Annotated in this window: 1 protein-coding gene; it reads right to left on the bottom strand. The window is 38.4% G+C overall.

Annotated features, from left to right (window positions below):
- Positions 1-1186, bottom strand: a 1186-nt coding sequence (locus ACFIL8_RS06685) for an autotransporter outer membrane beta-barrel domain-containing protein (protein WP_375689199.1), incomplete at its 3' end; no start/stop codon positions are given.
- Positions 1187-1215: the final 29 nt, after the last annotated feature.

Genomic DNA, 1215 nt, shown 5'->3' on the forward strand with positions numbered 1-1215 from the left:
GTGAACCAGATGCAGGTGGAGAAACTGGATTAGATTCAGCAATAGCGGGAACAACAGGTGCAAGAGAGGAAAGAGGATTGGGGATCTCAAGTACAAAAACATCAGATACATTAGGTGTGGTCGTAAGATGGGAATCCCTATCAGGAGAATCTACAGGAGAAGAAAGACTTGGCTCCTGAGACTTTTGCTGAGAGTTAGAATCAATAGAACCATCCTCACCTCCAGTAATATTAGGATGAATTTTAGAAAAAGAAGGAATATCATCAGAAGAAGGGGGGACAACCAAATCAAGAACAGGAAAAACTTTAGTGGAATCAACAAATTGACTTTCAAGTCGGAAATCCCAAAATGTTCCAGAGTTTTTAAGCACTCTTTGATTGGAATCTGCCGCCCCTAAAGCAGAGCCTGGACCATAACTCTTAAGATGATACTGATAGGGGGAGGCTTCAAGTGTGACATACCCCCCCTTTAACTGAAAAGAATCTTCCATGGCTTTTCCATAAACCTGAATAATGGAAATCCCCTGATTATTACCACCATCTCCCGTCAATGCCCCTGGACTTCCAGGAATCTTATAAACATGAACTGTTGTTTTTCCTTCAAGATCACCATTGATTAAAAGCCGGTCAGTTTTTTGCTCTTGCAGAGTTCCGCCTTTATCCAAATATGCATTAAGATAAAGATTCACATCACCGTGCGCTTTATAGACAGTCCCAAATCCTTTTCCAATGAGAAGTGTCTGATAACCTTTTGTTTTTTTAGATTTTAATTCTTCAAAAACAAGAGAACTATCCGTAAGATTAACCGATGAAATAGAAGAATAATCTTTTAACCTAGAACCAGAAGCATCAGAATTTTGCAATTTGTCATATTTTGGTCGCGATAAAATCCACTTTGAACCATTTTTTAAATCTATCTTAGCTGTAGAACTTTCATCAACATGTGCGCCTCCTACAAGGGTAGAAGCATCAGCCTCAATCTTTACATTAGAACGCTCAACAGCTTTCAGGAGTGAATCTCCAGAAATTTTTGAATTTTGTAAGAGTTTAACAGAACTTTCGAATTCTCGACTATAAATAGCCGTACTTTCTGGAGCCATAAAAGTTGTCTTTGTCAAATGGACAGTCCCTTTTCCAGGTATAATTGTTTTTTTATCATTTAAGACAGCTTCCCAAAAAAAGTGCATGCCATTAAATCCATTCCCTCTCACAAAAA

The organism is Bartonella sp. AP57NXGY (assembly GCF_042195805.1).
Lineage (GTDB): Bacteria > Pseudomonadota > Alphaproteobacteria > Rhizobiales > Rhizobiaceae > Bartonella.